General features: G+C 72.2%; 14 protein-coding genes. 5 read left to right on the forward strand and 9 right to left on the reverse strand.

Annotated features, from left to right (window positions below):
- Positions 1-16: 16 nt before the first annotated feature.
- The 8 genes from ABT129_RS12815 to ABT129_RS12850 form a co-directional block, all read right to left on the reverse strand.
- Positions 17-1,195 carry a 3-deoxy-7-phosphoheptulonate synthase gene (locus tag ABT129_RS12815; protein ID WP_351900157.1) on the reverse strand — a complete coding sequence of 393 codons (1,179 nt, stop codon included), beginning with the start codon at positions 1,193-1,195 and terminating at the stop codon, positions 17-19.
- Between the two features lie 76 nt (positions 1,196-1,271).
- Entirely contained in the window at positions 1,272-1,583 is a 312-nt protein-coding gene (cmlD, locus tag ABT129_RS12820; protein ID WP_351900159.1) for a 4-amino-4-deoxychorismate mutase CmlD, read from the reverse strand.
- Positions 1,580-2,503 carry a prephenate dehydrogenase dimerization domain-containing protein gene (locus ABT129_RS12825; RefSeq protein WP_351900161.1) on the reverse strand — a complete coding sequence of 308 codons (924 nt, stop codon included), beginning with the start codon at positions 2,501-2,503 and terminating at the stop codon, positions 1,580-1,582. The genes cmlD and ABT129_RS12825 overlap by 4 nt, the downstream gene beginning before the upstream one ends.
- A complete protein-coding gene (gene pabB / locus ABT129_RS12830; RefSeq protein WP_351900163.1) occupies positions 2,500-4,560 on the reverse strand; it encodes an aminodeoxychorismate synthase component I in 2,061 nt (686 codons plus the stop codon). Before pabB ends, ABT129_RS12825 begins: the two co-directional genes overlap by 4 nt.
- A 168-nt stretch (positions 4,561-4,728) precedes the next feature.
- The gene (locus ABT129_RS12835) at positions 4,729-6,324 is read right to left on the reverse strand and encodes an MBL fold metallo-hydrolase (RefSeq protein ID WP_351900165.1); all 1,596 of its coding nucleotides are present in this window, start codon (positions 6,322-6,324) and stop codon (positions 4,729-4,731) included.
- Positions 6,325-6,346: 22 nt separating this feature from the next.
- Complete coding sequence (locus ABT129_RS12840; RefSeq protein WP_351900167.1) at positions 6,347-9,175, reverse strand: AMP-binding protein; 2,829 nt, start codon at positions 9,173-9,175, stop codon at positions 6,347-6,349.
- Positions 9,150-10,346: a hypothetical protein gene (locus ABT129_RS12845; protein ID WP_351900169.1), complete on the reverse strand. Its 1,197-nt coding sequence runs from the start codon at positions 10,344-10,346 to the stop codon at positions 9,150-9,152. Before ABT129_RS12845 ends, ABT129_RS12840 begins: the two co-directional genes overlap by 26 nt.
- A complete protein-coding gene (locus ABT129_RS12850; RefSeq protein ID WP_351900171.1) occupies positions 10,343-11,362 on the reverse strand; it encodes an AurF N-oxygenase family protein in 1,020 nt (339 codons plus the stop codon). Before ABT129_RS12850 ends, ABT129_RS12845 begins: the two co-directional genes overlap by 4 nt.
- A gap of 308 nt (positions 11,363-11,670) precedes the next feature.
- On the opposite strand from ABT129_RS12850, the gene ABT129_RS12855 reads away from it, so the two are divergent.
- The 5 genes from ABT129_RS12855 to ABT129_RS12875 all read left to right on the forward strand — a co-directional run bounded on the left by ABT129_RS12855 (position 11,671) and on the right by ABT129_RS12875 (position 17,058).
- A complete protein-coding gene (locus ABT129_RS12855) occupies positions 11,671-11,976 on the forward strand; it encodes a hypothetical protein (RefSeq protein ID WP_351900173.1) in 306 nt (101 codons plus the stop codon).
- Positions 11,977-12,002: 26 nt separating this feature from the next.
- Entirely contained in the window at positions 12,003-12,692 is a 690-nt protein-coding gene (locus tag ABT129_RS12860; protein WP_351900175.1) for an SDR family NAD(P)-dependent oxidoreductase, read from the forward strand.
- Positions 12,693-14,120, forward strand: coding sequence for an ANL family adenylate-forming protein (locus ABT129_RS12865; RefSeq protein WP_351900177.1), 1,428 nt, complete (start codon positions 12,693-12,695; stop codon positions 14,118-14,120).
- A gap of 121 nt (positions 14,121-14,241) precedes the next feature.
- Positions 14,242-15,957: a chloramphenicol-biosynthetic FADH2-dependent halogenase CmlS gene (gene cmlS / locus ABT129_RS12870; protein WP_351900179.1), complete on the forward strand. Its 1,716-nt coding sequence runs from the start codon at positions 14,242-14,244 to the stop codon at positions 15,955-15,957.
- Between the two features lie 120 nt (positions 15,958-16,077).
- Positions 16,078-17,058 (forward strand): aldo/keto reductase, encoded by a 981-nt coding sequence (locus ABT129_RS12875; protein ID WP_351900181.1) that lies wholly within the window; start codon positions 16,078-16,080, stop codon positions 17,056-17,058.
- A 16-nt stretch (positions 17,059-17,074) separates the two neighbouring features.
- Here ABT129_RS12875 and ABT129_RS12880 read toward each other — a convergent pair whose 3' ends face one another.
- The gene (locus tag ABT129_RS12880) at positions 17,075-19,132 is read right to left on the reverse strand and encodes a phosphocholine-specific phospholipase C (RefSeq protein ID WP_351900183.1); all 2,058 of its coding nucleotides are present in this window, start codon (positions 19,130-19,132) and stop codon (positions 17,075-17,077) included.
- Positions 19,133-19,329 lie beyond the last annotated feature (197 nt).

Raw genomic sequence — 19,329 nt, forward strand, 5'->3', positions numbered from 1 at the left:
GCGCCGGACGGCCGCGTCAGAGCGAGGAGAGGAAATGGGAGACCATCTCCGCCGACTGCTCGGGGTTCAGACGCGGATCGCACGTCGACCGGTAGTCCGTGAACCGGGGCGGCTCGTCCCGTACCGACACGCACTCGGTCACCGGGTCCGGCGTCAGCTCCAGATGCAGGCCCCCGGGCCACTGCCCATGGGCCCGCAGCACCCGGGCGAAGGACGTGACCTCGGCCCGCATCGGCTCGATGAGCCGGGTCTTGTGGCCGGCCAGCTTCACCCCGTTGCCGTGCATGGGGTCGCAGAGCCAGACGACCGGCGCGCCGTGGCGGGCGACCGCCTCGACGACCGGCGGCAGCAGCCGGTCCACGTCCTTCGCGCCGAACCGCACGATGAACGTCAGCCGCCCCGGCACGCCCTCCGGGTTCAGCGACCGGCTGAGCGCCACCGCCTCCCGCGGCGACACCGTCGGCCCCAGCTTGACGCCGACCGGGTTGTGCACGGCCCGGGCGAGGGCGACATGGGCGCCGTCCTCCCCGCGGGTCCGCTCGCCGATCCACCCGAAGTGGGCGGAACCGCTGTACGTCCCGTGCGCGCCCCGGCGCACCAGCGGCCGTTCGTAGGGCAGGAGCAGCAACTCGTGCGAGGTGTAGACCCGTTCGAGGACGGGCCGCCCCGGCCAGGAGTGCCGGATCTCGTCGAGCACGAGACGCGAGCACGTGTACGCGGTGAGCAGCCGGCGCGGCTCCGGCGTCCGGACCGCCGCTTCGAACTCGGGCTCGTTCACGGCGTCGCCGCAGTAGCTGGGCATCTGCCGCCCCGAGCCCGACTCCTCCGTCTCGAACGGCGACGAGCGCGGCTTCCCGTACTGGCCGGCGATCCGCCCGATGGTCACCGCGGGCAGCCCGCTGCCCGCCCGCATGATCGCGGCGAGACCCTGGAGGTTGTCCACCTTCCGCCGGACCAGGTCGGGGACGGCCTCGTGGAAGCGTTCGGCGCAGTCGCCGCCCTGGACGAGGAGCGCCGAGCCCCGGCCGACCAGGTCCATCCCGCTCATCAGGTCGACGGTCTCGTTCTCGGTGGTGAGGACCGGGAGTCCGGCCAGCTCCCGCTCCACCTCGTCGAGGGCGTCCGGGTCCGGCCAGTAGGGCTGTTGCGCCGCCGTCCGCCCGGTCAGGGACGCGAGCGTCATGGTCGCGTGCATCGTCATCTCCTCCGCCCCCACGGGAAGGTGCCGTCGGGGCTGTCGTGGGTTTCGCCAGGGGTCCGGCGGGACGGTCTCAGCGCCGGCCCTCGGACATCGGGCCCTCCCGGCCCATGACCAGGTCCTCGACCCGGCACATCTCCGTGATGATCGCGTCGTAGAGGTTCACCAGGAACGTCTCGTCGAGGCCGTGGTCGGCCGCGTAACGGGCGGCCCTCTCCTTCACCAGGCTGACCCGGCCGGGCTGCATCATCGGCACACCGTGCCGGGACTTGTACCGCGCGATGCGGACGCCGCAGTCGATGCGGCGGCGCAGCGTGTCCAGGAGCGTCCCGTCGAGGGTGTCGAGCTCCCCGCGCAGCCGGTGCAGTTCGTCCTGCTCGGTCATCGGTCCTTCTCCCTCTCGTCGTCGGTGTGGTGGAGGACGCGGAACATCTCCCGGCACCGGTTCTGCTCCGCCGCCAGCTCCGGCCCCATGAACCGCCGCAGCTCCTCGAAGGCGCCGTCCAGCCCCTCGGCCGGGCCGCCGGGCTCCGGCCCGTCGCCGACGAGGGCGGCGAAGGAACGCAGCGCGTCGGCGAGCGCCCGGCGTGCGGGCGCCGCACGCGGGTTGGACCACTGGATCTCCCCGTACACCTCGGGGGTGCCGCCCAGGACGCGGGCCAGCAGGGCCAGCAGGGCCTGATGGGGCGGTGGTGCCGTGGCCGTCAGGGTCCGGACGTCCACGCCCAGCCGGGTGAGGGCGAGCCCGAAGGAGAGGACCACGGCGTGCGTCAGGGCCTGGGTGGCCGCCGTCGTCCGGTCGTGCTCCTCCGCCGAGAGCCGTACGGGCCTCCCGCCGCCCCGCTCGACGAGCCGCAGCAGCGCCGCGACGCCGGGCCCGTCCCGCGTGACCACCGCGGCCACGGGCCGGCCGGCCATCCCCGCGGCGGGGGCGAACATCGGGTTCAGGCCGGCGTGCTGGACCCCGGGGGCGTGGGCGGCGAGTTCCGCCGCCATGCCCGTACGGACGGAGAGCGTGTCGGCGAGCAGCGCGTCCGGCCGCAGGAGCCGGGCCACCGGCGCCACGGCCTTCAGGGCCACCGCCTCGTGGACGGCGAGCAGCACGAGGTCGGCGCGGCCGAGGGCGGCGGCCAGCTCGGGCCCCGGCGCCGTGATGTCGGCCGCCAGGAAGGGGCCCCGCTCGTTCGGGGGCGGCACGACGTCGACGACGAGGGTCCGCCCGCCCGCCTCCCGCAGCAGGGCGGCGAACATCTCGCCCACCGCTCCGCTCCCGCCGACGACGACGCTCCGCGCGAAGCCGCTCACCGCGCGCCCGCCACGGCGACGCCGTCGAGGGCGGAGACCATCGCACGGGCCTTCACCACGGTCTCGGTGAACTCCTCCTCCTGGTCGGAGAGGGACACGATCGCCCCGCCGACCCCGAACTCGGCCCGGCCCGCGGCCAGCACGATGGTGCGGATGACGATGCTGAGGTCGGCGGCGCCGCTCAGCGAGAACCAGCCGAGCGCGCCCGAGTAGACGCCCCGGGGGCCCTCCTCCAGCCGGTCGATGATCTCCATGGTGCGCTTCTTGGGCGCACCGGTCATGGAACCGCCGGGGAAGGCGGCGCGCACGCAGGCGGCGGTGCTCGTGCCGGGCCGCAGCGTCCCCCGGATCGTGGACACCAGCTGGTGCACGGGGGCGAAGGTCTCCACCTCGAAGAGCCGGGGCACGTGGACGGAGCCGATCGCGCAGACGCTGTTGAGGTCGTTGCGGACCAGGTCGACGATCATCAGGTTCTCGGCCCGGTCCTTCTCCCGGCCGGCCAGGTCGGCCCGGAGCCGCTCGTCCTCCTCGGCCGTGGCGCCCCGGGGGCGGGTGCCCTTGATGGGCTTGGACTCGACGCCGCCGTCCGCGTCGATCGTGAGGAACCGTTCCGGCGAGGCGCTGAGCACCGACAGCTCCGGGAACTCGAGGAGGGCGCCGTAGGGGACCGGGCTGATCGCGCGCAGCGCGGAGTAGAGCGGCAGGGCCGCCGCCTCCGTCGGCGCCGTGACCATGTTGGTCAGGCAGATCTCGTACGACTCGCCGTTGCGGATCTCCTCCAGGCACGCGTCGATGCGCCGGAGGTACGCCTCCTTGTCGTGGCGCGCCCGGGCGGAGGCCCCGAAGCAGGCCGCCGCCTCGGGGGCGCCGAAGCGCATCACGGGGGTCCCGTCGGCCGGGGCGCGCACGGCCAGACCGGTGAGGGTCGCGGCCGTCTCCCGCAGCCAGGACCGGGCCCCGTCGTCCCGACCGCGCCGGTCGAGGGCCAGCAGGTAGCAGCAGCCGTCCCGGTGGTCGAGCGCGATCACCCGGTCGGCGAAGAGCAGCGCCGCGTCCGGATGGGGGGAGCGGTGCGCGGGTGCGCCGGTCGTCTCGGCCTTGAGCTCGTAGCCGAGGTACCCGACGTAGCCCAGGTGGAAGTCGAAGGGCAGACCGGGGACGGCGGGGACCCGCCGGCGGTCGAGCTGTTCCTCCAGGTACGTGAAGAAGGGCTGCCGCACCTCCGTCGTCCGGCCGTCGGAGCCGCGCACGGAGACGACACCGTCGGTGACCCGGTAGGTGAGGTACTCGGCGAGCGGGCCCCGGGCGTCGCCGAGGAAGGAGAAGCGGGAGGCCCCTTCGAGGACGGCGCTGCTGTCCAGCCAGAACGACGCCCCGTCGTCCGACAGACAGGCACGGCGCACCTCCTCCGCGTCCGGCAGCACGTCGACGCGGCGCACGTGGATCTCGTACGGGGAGGCCGCCGGGGCCCGGTGCGTCCGGTGGTGGGCGAGCGCCAGGTCGCGGAAGTTGGCCATGATCTCCCGGCCGAAGTCGCTGCCGATCGACTCCGGATGGAACTGGACGCCCCACAGGGGCTTCTCGCGGTGCCGCAGCCCCATGACGACGCCGTCGTCGCTCCAGGCGAGGGGCTCCAGTTCGGCGGGGAGGTCGGTGGCCGCCAGCGAGTGGTAGCGCACGGCGGTGAACGGCGAGGGGACGCCCCGGAAGACGTCCTCCCCGGTGTGGCGCACCTCGGAGGCCCGGCCGTGCATCGGCTCCGGGGCGAGGGCGACGGTCCCGCCGAAGACCTGGGCGATGCCCTGGTGGCCGAGGCAGACGCCGAGGACGGGCAGGCCGCTGTCGGCGATGGCCCGCCGGCTGATCCCGAAGTCCTTCTCCCGGTCCGGCCTGCCGGGCCCCGGCGACACGACGATCGCGTCGAAGTCCTCCAGCCGCAGCCGCGACCAGTCGGCGTCGTGGGGCACGACGACGGGGGGCCGGCCGGTCGCCTCGCCGATGTACTGGAACAGGTTGTAGGTGAACGAGTCGTAGTTGTCGATCAGGAGCGTGCGCATGGTGGGGCACCTTGTCTCGAAGGGCTCGCCGAGGGCGCCGGCGGCGCCCGGCGGGCCGGGGAGCAGGGAACGCCGGGGGACGGGGACGGCCGGACGCCGGGGGCGGGGGCGGCCGTCCCCGGGGCGGGCGCCGGTGCGGGGCGCGGACGCGGGGGCCCGCGGGCGGGCTCAGAGGGGCAGCGTCCTCCGGAGGTGCAGCCGCTCGGCGGTCCCGCCCTTGTCCCGGACGTGCCGCACGAGGAGGTCGCTGTCCACGATGGCGGGATGGCTCTCGTCGTAGTCGATGGCCATCACGATGCCCATCCAGGGTTCGAGGCCCATCGCGTACACGTAGACCGTGTCGGGCTCCAGCACGTCGACGATCTGCCTCGCCTGCGGGAAGTCGGAGCCGTTGAGCCGCCGGCTCTGGTCGGTCCGCCGGTCCAGCGGCTCGCCGTACAGGGGGCCGTAGATCCAGCTGGCCGCCGCGCCGATGCTCTCCATGCCGATGAAGACCGTGTCGACCGGCCCGACCACCTCGGCCACCTTGGCGTACATCGCGGGCGAGATGTTGGTGGAGTCGGCGGCGAAGAGGATCGACCGCTCCCCGAACCGGAGCAGCCAGCCCGTCTTGCTGCGGATCCGCAGGTCGCCGTGTTCCCCGAGGAAGGGCAGGGCGACGACCTCGGCCGCGCCGCAGGACAGGGTCTCCAGGTCGTCGACCTCGACGACGTCGGTGAAGCCCAGCCGGCGCAGGATGCCGCCCAGCCCGGGGTCCACCAGGCTGGCGTTGGTGGACTTGGGGACCAGGACCCTGCCGACCCGGTGCCGGATCCGGATCAGGGTCTCGAACAGCATGTGGTCCTGGTGGTTGTGGGTGATGAGGAGGTGGTCGATGCGCTCGGGCAGGTCGGCGAAGGTGAACCGGTTCTCCGCCCCGCCGGGGTAGCCGGAGTAGCTCAGGACCGGGTCCACCAGGAACGTCGTCCCCCGGTGGCGGGCGAACACGCAGGCGTGTCCCACGTATTCGAGGACGTCGTCCTCGGCGGCGGGGTCCGCCGGCTCCCCGGCGGAGCGCGGGGCGGGCTCGAAGTACGAGGCGAACCAGGCGGCCCGCTCGCCCTCCAGGCCGAACGACGCCGCGAGCCCGTCGAGTTCGGCCCCGGTCAGACCGCCCCGGAACACCGCGTCGAGCAGCGGGGAGTCCAGCGGCACGTCGACGAGGAGCTGCTCCGGGCCGTACTCCAGCATCGGCGTCGTCAGCGCGAACTCGCGCGCGTCCTCGGTGACCGGGCGGAAACGCACCTGCTGCCATGACGTGTCGTAGTACTCCGACGCGTACATCAGGGGTTCGATGAAGCGGTAGTCGGCGGTGCGGTTGTCCCGGCCGTAGAACACCTCCACCCGCCCGGCCAGGGCCTGGGGCAGCTCCTGGTAGACGGGGTCGAGGCACTCGCCGTGCCGGCCGGGCAGGATGTCCTCCTCCAGCCGCCGGATCGCCTCGAACAGCTCCCCGAGGCGCTCACGCCGCGGAGCCGTGTCCCGGTACCAGGCCTCGATGGCCTCCCGGTGCTCGTGGGCGTGGATCCAGGGGCCGCCGTGCATCCGGCGCTGGCGGACGGCCGCCGCGTGCACCTGGGGGTCGTCGAGGTAGCTCTCGACGATGCGGGTGAACCGGTTGTGGACGAAGCGGGCGAGGGTCTGGGGAGGCAGCAGGTACGACCAGCCGTACCAGCCGGCGATGACCGGCTCGACCGCGACGTCCTGACGCAACGAGTAGCGCATGTCGGCAAGGGCTCCGTTCCCGCTAGCGCGACGACGACGCGTGGACGGCGCCGTTCCCGGTCTCCGCGGCGGTCCGCGCGCCGTCCCCGGTGCGGGCGGCCCGCACGGAGCCGAGCAGCCGGCCGAGGATGTCGTGGTCGGCCTCGTGGTGGGGGGTGGGCCAGCCGGGGCCGCTCAGCGCCGCCTGCATGGCGGCGAGCAGCGGCGCCGGGACCTCTCCGTCGCTCCGTACCCGCTCGAACCACTCGGCGGGCTCCGTCACGTCGGACTCCGTGAGCCCGGTGTGGCGCAGGAGCTCGTCCAGGGCGTACGTGCGGTGGACGACGACCGAGGACCGGGCGTCGGTGCCCGGGGCCGTGGTCCCGACGAGGGACTCGGCCAGGGTGCCGACGTCGCAGACCGGAACGTGGCCGCTGAGCCGGGGCATCGAGCCCGTCCTGCGGGCCGTCCCGAGCAGGGCGGTGAACCAGTCGCCGTCCAGGTGGCCGAGGTCCTCGGGCCGGTGCCCGTAGACCAGCCCCGGCCGGTGGTGGGTGACCGCGCACCCCAGCGCGGTCAGGGTGTTCACGTACTCCTCGCTGATCAGCTTCGACCGCGAGTAGGGGTCGCCCACGGCGGTGAGCGTCCCGGCCGAGAGGGGGAGGAACTCGGTCCCGGCCGACGCGGCCGAGAGGAAGGCGAAGGAGCGCGCGCCGAGGGCCGCGGCGCCCCGGACCACCAGCGCCGTGTTGGCCACGCTGCCGTTCATCTGGCTGTCGAGCGGCAGCAGGTGGTTGACCTGGTAGCCGCAGTGCACCACGGCGTCCAGGACGGGGCCGCGCCGCCGGTCCACCCATCCGGCCAGCTCCTCGTAGGTGATCCCCCGCACCCGGGCGTAGTCGGCCCGGTCCCGCCCGAACCGGTCGCGGTGCCGGGCGACGACCCGGTCGGGGGCGCCGGTGCTGACGAGCAGGACGGGCCGGCCGGCGGCGAGCAGCCGGTCGAGGACGTGCCCTCCGATGAAGCCGGACGCGCCGGTGAGGAGCACGATCCCGGCACCGGTCCCGGCCCACGGCGCCGGCTCGTGCCGGGTGTCGTGCAGGAGCGCGGGCAGTTCGGCGCGCAGGGCGTCGCGTTCGGACTCCACCCGGCGCAGCAGCGTCCCGACGGCGGACTCCGCCGGGGCGGCGGTCTCTCCGGCCAGGTGGCGCAGGAAGGCGGCCGGGGCGAAGTCGTAGTCCATCGCGGCGAACGCGGCCTCGACGGCCTCCTCGCCGTACGTCTCGGAGAGCTTGACCTGGATCTGGATCATCGCGAGGGAGCTGCCGCCCGCGTCGAAGATCGACGTCTCCGGGCCGATCTCCTGGCCCAGGACGGCGGTCACCACGTCGAGCACCCGGCGCAGCTCCGCCGGGTCCCCGGCCGGGGCGGCCGCGGGGGAGGCGAGCAGCTCCCGCAGGGCCCGGCGGTCGGGCTTCCCGCCGGAGGTCAGCGGGAGCGCGTCGACCAGCACGACCCGGTCGGGCACCTCCCAGACGGGGACCAGGCTCCGGATCCGGCCCATCAGCGACTCCTCGGTGGCCCCGCCGCCGGCGGCCGTGACCAGCAGGATCGTGGCGTCCTGCCGCACCAGCGTCACCTCCCGGTCCAGGCGGCGGGCGAGCGTGGACTCGACATGGGCGAGGTTGACCCGGTGCCCGAGGCGCTTGACCTGCTGGTCCGTCCGTCCGACGTACGCGAGGTGGCCGTCGTCGGAGAGGACGACGACGTCCCCGGTGGCGTAGGCGGGGGAGCCGTCCACCGTCTCGAACACCTTGTTCTCGGCCGGGCTCCCGCCCGCGTAGCCGAGTGCCACGCCGTCGCCCACGATGACGAGCTCGCCCGTCCCCGCGGTGCCGAGGGCGCCGGTGTCGGGGTCGCGGACCAGGGCGCGGAAGCCGTCGACCGGGGCCCCGATGCTGGGGCTGTACGCCGTCAGTTCGGCGAGGGAGAAGCAGACGGTGGCCTCCGTCGGGCCGTACGCGTTGAACACCCGGCTGTACCGGGCGGCCCGGTGGTACTCGTTCTCGCCCAGGGCCTCGCCGCAGAACTCCACCTTCCGGATGCGCCGGCGGGCCTCCTCGTCGAGCCGCGCGTAGACGGACGGCGACAGCATGGCCAGGTCGCAGCCGTGGGCGGCGAGGTACCGCGAGACGGACCCCAGCCACGAGGCCTGGTCCCGGACCGGGACCACGAGCGTCGCCCCCGCGTACAGGGTGCCGAGGATCTCGCTGATGGAGGCGTCGAAGGAGAGGGACGCGAAGTGCAGGACCTCGTCGTCCGGTGTGATGTCGAGGAGCCGCCGCAGGGAGCGGCACAGGTTCAGCAGGCCGCCGTGGCCGACGTCGACGAGCTTGGGGTCGCCCGTCGAGCCGGAGGTGAAGATGGAGTACGCGACGCGGGAGCGGGCGGCCCGCCCGGGGGCGGCGTCCGCGTCCGCCGGGCCGGTGGGCCAGCCCACGTCACCGGCGTGCAGGGCGGGGACGCCGGCCTTCTCGGCCCGCACCAGTGCCTCGCGGTCGAAGCAGACGAGGAGCGCGGCGTCGGCGACCCGGGCGAACTCCTCGAACCGGTCGGCGGGCAGCCCGGGGTTCATCGGGGTGTGGACGGCGTGGCTGCGCATCACGGCGAGGGCCCAGACGACGGCCTCCGCGCTGTGCTCCCCGGCGACCAGGACGCGGCGGCCCGCCGGGCACTCACGGTCGATCCGGTCGGCGAGCGCGCCCGTGACCCGGTCGAGTTCCTCGTACGTCCAGCTCCGTCCGGCGGTCCGCAGCGCGGTCCGTCCGCGATGGCGCCGGAAGAGGTCAGTCAGCAGGTCCGGCAGTTTCACCACGTGCTCCAATTCGCTGCTTGAGTCGGTCGAGGACGTCGGCCGCGGTCTCCGGGGCGAGGAAGCCGCGCTTGTACTGCATGCGCAACAGCGGCGGGCCCGGCCACGACCGGTCCGCGAGGAACTTGAGGTCCTCGAAGACGCGCGCGCTGCGGACCGGGACCCAGCGCCACAGGTCCGGTTCCGGGCGCATGAACGTGGTGTCGGACACGACGACACGGGGCATCCGGCCGCGGGTGAACGCCCGGGCGAAGGTGTCGAGGTCGGACATCGTGAACCGGCCGAGGGCCTCCTGCGCCCGCCGGGTCTCCGCGAAGTGCTCCGGGGTGTGGGAGGCGGCGGGTCCGGGGCGGACGACGAGCGGTTTGATCTCGACGTAGTAGCCGCCCTTGGTCGCGAACTCCCAGCGGGAGTAGGGGTACTGGAGGACCATCCCGCCGCCCAGGGTGGGCAGCAGGGCGGTGGTGACGGCGCTGAGCAGCTCGTCGAAGGTGACGCCCTCCCGGAGCGGGAGCCAGTCCTCCACCGACGCGGAGATCGTCGGGATGCCCTTGCGGCCCGGGGTGGGCAGCTCGCCGAGGGCCCGGGTGACCTCCGCGGGGTCGGCGGCCGGCAGGTCGGCGTACTGCCGCACGGTCCGCTCGTGGTGGCGGTAGCGGGAGCCGATCCTGCCCTGCGGGGTCTCGCCGCGCAGATGGGACCTGACGCGCTGGAGCAGGTCCACCACGTCGATCAGGTCGACGATCAGGTGGCTGAACTTCACGAAGACGACGTACTCGCCGTTCGCGTGCGGCCAGTACGCGAGGTGCACCGCCTCGTCGAGCCGCAGGGGACGGCTGTTGTGGTGGGCGGTGACCAGGTCCGCCAGGGCGTCCGGGCCGCCGTCGACCGGTCCGGGCCGCGGGTCGAGGCTGACGACCACGTCCTCCTCCGCCACCTCGACCACGTGCGAGAGCGCCCGGGGCAGCCCGAGCCGGGTGACGAACTCCCGCCAGCCGGCGGCGTCCGCGATCCGCCCGGGGTCGACGGTCCCGACGAAGGCCGTGCACGGGTTGACGTCGCAGTCCATGCCGAGGTCGGCGAGGAAGCCGTAGATGTCGCGGACGGCGACCGCGCCGGGGCGCAGCCCGGCCCGGGCCGTCGTCCCGGGGGGCGGGGTGCCGACGGTCACCGGGTCACCGTCGTTCCCCAGCCGAACTCGACCTCGTCGAGGACGTCCATCTCGGTGAGGAGGGTGTGGATCCCCGAGTGGTCCTGCACGAGGTGGGTACCGCCCTGCTCCTCGCGGACCTCGGCGGCGGCCTTCTCCCAGCCGGGGACGCCCTCGAAGGCGGCGATCGTCTCCCAGGTGGCGAAGTCGGGGGCGACGAACGCCTCCAGACCGGCCACGACCTTCTCCAGGAGGAAACGGCGCCGGTCGGCCGGGAGGGCCTCGTACACCTGCTTCATCATCTCCCCGGAGATGGAGGCGTGGCAGTACTCGTCGCGGTTGTGGAGCTTCACCGTGGTGGAGTTGACGACCTGGATCCGCTGGTCGTCGGCGAGCAGGTCGAGGTACGCGTTGATGGAGATCTCGGCGACCGTCGCGAAGCCCAGCGTGGTGAGGCTGCGCTGCCACGGCTCCTCGCAGCGGTCCAGGTGCTCCTGGTGGATCAGGGTGATGTGGGAGTCCGGCAGCACGCGGTCGGAGAAGTCGCTCCGGCGCATCCGCCGGGTCACCGCGCTGCCGTTGATGTGCATGAGCGTGTGGTACTGCTCGTCCACCATGGCCTGCGCGACGGCGAGTTCGAGCTGCTGGCCGCCGAGACCGGGGTAAGCGCCGCCGATGACCAGCTCGAACGCCGGGTTGGCGATCCGCTGTTCGATGAGCACCGTGTTCCGGTTGTAGGCGACCCAGCCCCAGCTCAGCAACCGTGAACGGGCCTCCTCGGAGAGGCGCTCCCAGATCGGGTGGGCCCGGAAGGGGACCATGTCGTCCCGGAAGTCGGGGCGCGCGGGGTCGAACAGGGCGTAGACGTCGGGTTCCTCGCGCTTGACCGCCGCGCGCCGGTGCCAGTTGCCGACGAGCCGGTCGATGACCGCGTTCTCGGCGGGGTCGTCCGGGTCGAAGGCCGGCAGCCCGCCGATCCGGACGTGCCCGTCGTCCTGCCCGGCCGCGCCGGATTTCTCGTCCGTGTGGTCACGCATGGCCCACCCCTTCCATCTCTTCGCTTTGCGGGCCCGGCCCTTTCGGGGCCGGCGTTGGTGAAGTCTGTGGACATCGATCGCCGCCCGCAAGGGTGTGCAGACCGACGCGGTGTGCAACTGAATGGGCCGGACAGTTGAACACTCCCCGGCGCGGGCGGGATTGCACAGGAGCCGTGGTTCGCCCCGGCCTGAACGGCCTTGCGTGAGCCAGGGGCCTATGACATAAAAATCCAGGCGTCGGACCGGGGTGTCCCCACCGGATGCCGACCGGATCTGTTCTTTCTTCAACGCTGGGCGGAGGTCTGAAAGTGACGGATCGAATCCAGAAGGTCGTCGTGGCGGCGCTCGACGAGATCAATCTGACGCGCGAGGAGAAGATTCCCACCGATCATGTGCTCGACCTGTGTCTGTACGGTGATTCCGGCGTCTTCGAGTCGATGTACCTGGTGGCCTTCCTCTCGCTGGTGGAGGAGAACATCGAGGACGAGTTCGGCGCCGAGGTGTCGCTCACGTCCGAGAAGGCCGTGTCCCGCCAGGTGAGCCCGTTCAGCAGCGTCCGCAGGCTGATCGGCTTCGTCGAGGAGGAGCTCCGACTCGCCGACGTGCGCGGTTAGCGCAGGTCGTCCCTCTGATGATCCTCATGATCACCGGCACCCGGACCGGCATCGGCAGGGCCCTCGCGGAGCACTTCCTGGAGGCCGGCCACGAGGTCGTCGGGTGCAGCAGGCGACCCTCGACCATCGACCACCCCCGGTACCGGCACCACGAGGCGGACCTGGCGGACCCCGACCAGACGAAGCGGATGTTCCGGCTGGTGCGCCGGGAGCACGGCAGGCTCGACGCGCTGATCAACAACGCCGGGACGTCGTCGATGAACCATTTCATGACGACGCCCGACGAGGTGTCCCGAAAGATATTCGACATCAATTTCTTCGCGGCTCTCAACTGCTGCCGCGAGGCCGTCAGACTGCTGCGGAAGTCGACGGAACAGGGTTCCGCGATCCTGAACGTCTCCACGGTCGCCGTTCCCTGGGCCCTCGAAGGACAACTCGCCTATTCGGCCAGTAAAAGCGCGGTCGAACAGCTCGTACGCGTGATGAGCAAGGAGTTGTCGGCGTTCGGCATCAGAGTGAACGGAATAGGGCTGCCGCCCGTTCACACCGTCCTCACGAGAACGGTTCCCCGGGCGAAGATCGATGCGCTGATCGAGCGCCAGGCGATATCCCGGCAGTGCACGACGGCCGACATCGTGGGGCCGGTGGAGTTCCTGATCGGCCGGCAGTCGGAGTTCATCACGGGCGAGACGCTCTATCTTGGGGGTGTGCACTGAATGCGCGACGAACTGGTGCGGAGGTTCGAGGACTTCGGCACGCGGACGGCGCTCTTCGACCGCGGGGCCGCCGTCACGTACGCGGAACTCCTCCAGCGGATCCGCGAGGTCCGGGAGCGGCTGGTGCTGCACGGGGTGAGGCCCCGGGAGACCGTGGTCGTCCACGGCGACTACTCGCTGGACTCCGTGGCGGTGCTCTTCGCGCTCCACCTGGGCAGGAACGTCGTCGTGCCGGTGGTGACGCTCACCGACACCACGCTCGGCACCCTCGTCGAGCACTGCCGGCCGGGGCACCTGGTCAAGGCGAGCGGCGACGGCGTCGAGATCGAGGAGCTCGTGGGACCGGCGGAGGCCGGAGGAGGCCCGGACGCCGGAGGAGGCGCGGACACCCCCGGGGGCCCCGGGACCGTGCACGGCAGGCTCGGCGATCCGGACGCGGCGGGACTCGTCCTGCTCAGCAGCGGCAGCACCGGCGCGCCGAAGGTCATCCTCCACAACCTGGACGTCCTCGTCGACGAGAAGCTGCAGAAGCGGCCCCGTCGCCGGTCGAACGCCCTCAACATCCTCATGGTGCTGATGTTCGACCACATCGGGGGCATCAACTCGCTGCTCAGCACCCTGCTCGTCGGGGGCACCGCGGTCCTTCCCCGGCACCGCACCCCGGACGAGATCTGCGCGCTGATCGAACGCCACCGGATCCTCGTCCTTCCCACGAGCCCGACCTACCTCAACCTGATCATGGTCGGCGGCTACCACCGCACCCACGACCTCAGCAGCCTGCGGCTGATCACCTACGGCACCGAGCCGATGTCCGACGAACTGCTCCAGCGCGTCCACCGGACCTTCCCCGGGGTGCGGCTCCTCCAGACCTTCGGCACCAGCGAGACCGGCATCGCCACCACGACCAGCGAGTCGTCGAGCAGCACGTACTTCAAGATCTCCGGAGACGGGGTGGAGCACCGGGTCGTCGACGGCGAGCTCCAGCTCAGGAGCCGGACGCAGTTCCTCGGCTATCTGAACTACGACGACGACGCGCTGACCGAGGACGGCTGGTTCCGGACCGGCGACCTCGTCGAGGAGGCCGCCGACGGCTACCTCCGGATCAAGGGCCGGGCCAAGGAGATCATCAACGTCGGCGGCGAGAAGCTCCTCCCGCTCGAACTCGAGTCGGTCCTCCTGGGCAGTCCCCTCGTGGAGGACTGCGTGGTGTACGGCAGCCCGAACGCGATCACCGGCCAGTCCGTCTGCGTGGACGTCAAACCCCGGGACCCGCTCAGCCGCGCGGAGCTCCGCAGGCACGTCACGGAGTTCCTCTCCGGCCGGGTCGAACCGTTCAAGATGCCCTCGAAGATCAATGTGGTCGACACCATCGGGATGTCGGACCGCATGAAGAAGCTGCGGTCCCGGCCGAGCGCCGACGGGGAGTGAACACCCGCCCCCGCCCGCACCACCGGCGCGCCGGCCCGTCCGGCCGCGCCCGTTCCCAACCGGATCCGCGCCGCCCCGGCGCGGAGTCCCGTCAGCCCGTCCCCGTCCCAAGGAGTACGTGATGGCACGATCGAAGGTGGCGATCATCGGTGGAGGGCCGGCCGGCAGTGTCGCGGGCCTCACCCTGCACAAGCTCGGCCACGACGTCACCATCTACGAGCGGTCGGCCTTCCCCCGGTACCGCATCGGTGAGTCCCTGCTGCCCGGCACGATGTCGATCCTCAACCGCCTCGGCCTCCAGGAGAAGATCGACGCCCAGAACTACGTCAAGAAGCCCTCGGCGACCTTCCTCTGGGGCCAGGACCAGGCCCCGTGGACCTTCTCGTTCGCCGCGCCCAAGGTCAAGCCCTGGGTCTTCGACCACGCCGTCCAGGTCAACCGCGGCCAGTTCGACAAGCTGCTCCTCGACGAGGCCCGCGACCGCGGCGTGACCGTGCACGAGGAGACCCCCGTCACCGACGTGGACCTCTCCGACCCGGACCGGGTCGTGCTGACGGTGCGCCGGGGCGGCGAGAGCGTCGTCGTCGAGAGCGACTTCGTCATCGACGCGGGCGGCTCCGGAGGCCCCCTCGCCCGCAAGCTCGGCGTCCGCCAGTACGACGAGTTCTACCGGAACTTCGCGGTCTGGTCGTACTTCGAGCTCAAGGACCCCTTCGAGGGGGACCTGAAGGGCACCACGTACTCGATCACCTTCGAGGACGGCTGGGTCTGGATGATCCCGCTGAAGGGCGACGTCTACAGCGTCGGGCTCGTCGTCGACCGCTCGAAATCCGCCGAGGTGCGCGAACAGGGCGCCGACGCCTTCTACTCGGCCACCCTCGCGAAGTGCGCCAAGGCCATGAAGATCCTCGACGGCGCGAAGCAGGTCGACGAGGTGCGGATCGTCCAGGACTGGTCCTACGACACCGAGGTGTACTCCGGCGACCGCTTCTTCCTCTGCGGTGACGCCGCCTGCTTCACCGACCCGCTGTTCTCGCAGGGCGTGCACCTGGCCTCGCAGTCGGCCGTCTCCGCGGCCGCGGCCATCGACCGGATCACCCATCACGGGGACGAGAAGGACGCGGTGCACGCCTGGTACAACCGCACCTACCGCGAGGCGTACGAGCAGTACCACCAGTTCCTCGCCTCCTTCTACACCTTCGCCTCCTTCACCGAGCCCGACTCGGAGTTCTGGCGGAAGCGCCGCATCACCGAGTCCGACGACGACCGGCTGATCCGCAGGGCGTGGTTCGAGAGCCTGGTGGGCAACGGCCCCGAGGACTCCGGCGGCACCGTGACGTCCTTCCGCGACCGGGCGTCCACGATGATCTCCATCGGCCGGCACCAGCGCCCCGGACTCAGCGACGAGTTCAGCGAGAACGAGCTGAACCCGGCCCGGGTCCGCTGGATCAGCGACCTCACCAAGCAGCTCAACAGCATCAGCCGCTTCCGGTGGACCGGCGGCAAGGCCGTGCTCAAGCCGCACTACCGCGTCGAGCCGCTCGGCTTCCGGCTGGAGCAGCGGGAGGTCCTGGCCAACGGGGACGGGACCGACATGGCCCAGTACCCGATGGACGACGACGCCCGCCAGGTCTTCCAGGACCTCGCCGAGGAGGAGTTCGGCTACAAGACCCTCGTCAAGCGCCTCGGCGCGATCGGCCGGCAGGAGCTGAGCACGCAGATCGTCGTCCGGCTGATGGAGTCCGGACTCCTCACCGGCTACGACGAGCGGGGCGAGCGGGTCCTCGTCCAGGGCCGGCTCCACTTCGGCGGCGTCGGCGTCGAGTACGAGGTCTGACCTCCCCCTGCCGCCGCCGGGCAGCACCGTCCCCTCCGTGCCGGCCCCCTCCGGCCGGAGGGGGCGGTGCCCCGGCGGTTCCCCCCCCCACCCACCCTCGCGCCCCAAGGAGGCGGCCCGGTGAAGCACACGAGCGCAGGGGGCCTGAAGGTCTCCAGGATCGGCCTGGGGACCATGGGCATGTCCTTCGGCTACACAGGTTCCGGCACGGACGACGCGGCATCGGTCCGCGCGCTGCACCGCGCCCTCGACCTCGGGGTGACCCTCCTCGACACCGCCGAGATCTACGGGCCCTACACCAACGAACTGCTCGTCGGCCGGGCGATCCGCGGCCGTCGCGACCAGGTGGTGCTCGCCACGAAGTTCGGTCTGGTCTCGCACGCGGGCGGCGGCCCGGGGCGGCTCGACAGCGGCCCGGAGAACGTCCGCGTCGCCGTGGAGGGTTCGCTGCGGCGGCTCGGCACCGACCACCTCGACCTCTGCTACCAGCACCGCGTCGACCCCCGCGTCCCGATCGAGGACACGGTCGGCGCCCTCGCGGAGCTGGTCGCCGAGGGCAAGGTCCGGCACATCGGCCTCTCCGAGGCCGGGCCCGCCACCATCCGACGCGCGCACGCCGTCCACCCCGTCACCGCCGTCCAGTCCGAGTACTCCCTGTGGACCCGGGACCCCGAGGAGGCCGTACTGCCGGTGCTCAGGGAACTGGGCATCGGCTTCGTGGCGTACTCGCCGCTCGGCCACGGCTTCCTCACCGGCACCGTCCGCGCGGCCGGGCGTTTCGACACCTCGGACCTGCGGGCGGACAATCCGCGCTTCACCGCGGAGAACCTCCCGCGGAACCTGCGCATCGCCGACGAGATCGGGGCCGTCGCCGCGCTGGCCGGCGCCACCCCGGCGCAGGTCGCCCTCGCCTGGCTGCTCACCCGGGGGGAGGACGTCGTGCCGATCCCCGGCAGCCGCAGGGCCGACCGTGTCGAGGAGAACACGGCGGCCACCGAGGTCCGGCTCGACCCCGGGCTGCTGGCCCGGCTCGACGCCCTCCCGCCCGCCGAGGGCGAGCATCACACGGAGGAGCAGATGCTCATGATGGACCGCTCCTGAGGCCCGGACCCGGCCCTCAGTACGTCAGGATCGCCGGGTCCGAGACGCCCGCGGCGCCCGTCTCCACGTGGCCGGCGAGGCGGCGCAGGAAGTCCGGGGCGGACGGGGTCGTGACCGTCACGTCGTACCAGCGGGCCGAGGCCGTCAGGGCGACGGTGTGGGTGACCGTCCCGCCCTTCGGGACCTGCACCGACTGCGGGGTGCCCGCGTAGGCGTTGGTGACCGTCAGGGTGACGGCCGCCGCGGTCGCGTTGGTGAAGGTCAGGTCCAGGTTGCCCGTGGTGCCGTTGTGGCGGGCCCTGACCTCGGGGGTCGCGGTCTTGCCGGGGGAGCGGAAGCGGCGGACGAAGCCGTTGGGGCCGTGCACCGTGAGGTCGGTGAGGCCCTTCGAGTACGTCGTGTTCCAGGTGTCGGAGACCGTGGCGCCGGCGCCCGTCGTGTACGTCCACGGGGCGTCGGTGCGGTTCGCCGAGGTCACGTAGAACTGGGCGCCCGCCGAGGGGCCGCCGGCGAAGGTGAGGCGGAACGTGCCCGCCGCGGTGTCGGCGGCGCCGTCCACGTGGGGCGCGTACCTCAGCGGGCGGGTCCGCTTGCCGCCCCGCTCCTGGCGGGGCATCGTGCCGGCCGCCGGGGCGGTGGCGAGGAAGTCGGGGTGCCGGTTCCGGTCCGGCGGGTAGTAGCCGGCGGTCGGCGGCAGCGTCGCCGCCGAGGTGTCCGTACGCGTGAAGTCGAAGGCCGAGGTCAGGTCGCCGCAGACGGCCCGCCGCCAGGGCGAGATCTGGGGCTCGGTCACCCCGAAGCGCTGCTCCATGAAGCGGATGACCGAGGTGTGGTCGAAGGTCTCGGAGCAGGTGTAGCCGCCCTTGGACCAGGGCGAGACGACGAGCATCGGGACGCGGGGGCCGAGGCCGTACGGGCCGGCGACGTATCCGGTCTTCCCCGGGAAGTGGTCGAGCGCGGTCGCGACGGTGGAGAGGCCCTGCGCGGCGGAGGCGGGGACGTACGGCGGGACGACGTGGTCGAAGAAGCCGTCGTTCTCGTCGTACGTGATGAACAGGGCGGTACGGGCCCACACGTCCGGGTTCGCGGTCAGCGCGTCGAGGACCTGCGCGATGTACCAGGCGCCGTAGTTGGAGGGCCAGTTGGAGTGCTCGGTGAAGGCCTCGGGGGCGGCTATCCAGGAGATCGCGGGCAGCCGCCCGGCCTGGACGTCGGCGCGCAGGTCGGCGAGGTAGGCGTCGCCGGCCTTGGCGTTCGTGCCCGTGCGGGCCTTGTCGTACAGCGGGTTGCCCGGCTGGGCGTTGCGGTAGGTGTTGAAGTACAGCAGCGAGTTGTCGCCGTAGTTGCCGCGGTAGGCGTCGTTGATCCAGCCCCAGGAACCGGCCGCGTTCAGTCCGTCGCCGATGTCCTGGTAGACCTTCCAGGAGACCCCGGCCGCCTCCAGGCGCTCGGGGTAGGTCTTCCAGCCGTACCCCGCCTCGGCGTTGTTGAGGACCGGTCCGCCGCCGGTGCCGTCGTTGCCGGTGTGACCGCTCCACAGGTAGTAGCGGTTCGGGTCGGTCGAGCCGATGAACGAGCAGTGGTACGCGTCGCAGATCGTGAAGGCGTCGGCGAGCGCGTAGTGGAACGGGATGTCCTCGCGGGTGAGGTACGCCATCGTGGCCTTGGTCTTGGCCGGCACCCACTGGTCGTACCGGCCTTTGTTGAAGGCCTTCTGGCCGCCCGCCCAGTCGTGGTTGAGGCCCTGGAGGAACTCCATGCCCAGCTTGGCGCTGGTCGGCCGGAAGGGCAGGGTCTCCTTGGAGCCGTCCGACTGGTTCCAGACCGGCTTCCCGCTGGGCAGGGTCACCGGGCGCGGGTCGCCGAAGCCCCGTACGCCCTTCATCGCTCCGAAGTAGTGATCGAACGAACGATTCTCCTGCATCAGGACGACGATGTGCTCGATGTCCTGGATCGTGCCGGTGGAGCCTTGCGCCGGGATGGCGGCGGCGCGCGCGATGCTCTCCGAGAGCATCGTGAACGCGGCCGCGCCGCCGGTCAGTTGAAGGAACCGGCGGCGATCGATGTCGACCATGGGGGGAGTTCTCCTCCGGGGTGGGTACGGGCACGGTGGGGGTGCGCGTGCGGCGGCCGGGCCTTCCGGCGAGCGCCCCAAGGACAGCGCCCGCGGGTCACTGCCCGGCAGCCGTCCCATGGCTGCCCGCCGTACGGCGGACGAACCCCTCGTGCCGCTGTGTGAAAGCCCCGGTGCGCACGGGCGCACCGGGGCTT

The sequence above is a fragment of the Streptomyces sp. NPDC002057 genome (genome assembly GCF_040296665.1).
Classification (GTDB): domain Bacteria; phylum Actinomycetota; class Actinomycetes; order Streptomycetales; family Streptomycetaceae; genus Streptomyces.